The sequence below is a fragment of the Pseudoalteromonas sp. A601 genome (assembly GCF_002165575.1).
Lineage (GTDB): Bacteria > Pseudomonadota > Gammaproteobacteria > Enterobacterales > Alteromonadaceae > Pseudoalteromonas.
Genome location: NZ_MXQF01000087.1, coordinates 1 through 824, shown reverse-complemented (window position 1 = coordinate 824; position 824 = coordinate 1). Strand labels below are relative to the sequence as shown.

The window sequence follows — 824 nt, the reverse complement described above, 5'->3', positions numbered from 1 at the left end:
TATTAACTTCTTCGCTTGTTTCACTATCACATAAAACGCGTTTGGCGTTGTATGGTTAAGCCTCACGGGTAATTAGTACAAGTTAGCTTAACATATCACTATGCTTCCACATCTTGCCTATCAACGTTGTAGTCTTCAACGGCCCTTCAGAGACTTTAAAAGTCTAGTGAGAACTCATCTCGAGGCCTGCTTCGCGCTTAGATGCTTTCAGCGCTTATCAGTTCCGAACGTAGCTACCGGGCAATGCCATTGGCATGACAACCCGAACACCAGCGGTTCGTTCACTCCGGTCCTCTCGTACTAGGAGCAACCCCTCTCAATTCTCAAACGCCCACGGCAGATAGGGACCGAACTGTCTCACGACGTTCTAAACCCAGCTCGCGTACCACTTTAAATGGCGAACAGCCATACCCTTGGGACCGACTTCAGCCCCAGGATGTGATGAGCCGACATCGAGGTGCCAAACACCGCCGTCGATATGAACTCTTGGGCGGTATCAGCCTGTTATCCCCGGAGTACCTTTTATCCGTTGAGCGATGGCCCTTCCATTCAGAACCACCGGATCACTATGACCTACTTTCGTACCTGCTCGACGTGTCTGTCTCGCAGTTAAGCTGGCTTCTACCATTACACTAACCGTACGATGTCCGACCGTACTTAGCCAACCTTCGTGCTCCTCCGTTACTCTTTGGGAGGAGACCGCCCCAGTCAAACTACCCACCAGGCACTGTCCGTAACCCCGATTCAGGGGCCAACGTTAGAACATCAAAACTACAAGGGTGGTATTTCAAGGACGACTCCAACAAAACTAGCGTCTCATCTTC

At 50.6% G+C, this 824-nt stretch carries 1 rRNA gene; it reads right to left on the bottom strand.

Features of this window, described 5'->3' with window-relative positions:
* Positions 1–51: 51 nt before the first annotated feature.
* Positions 52–824 (bottom strand): 23S ribosomal RNA (locus tag B5G52_RS21780); the annotation flags it as partial.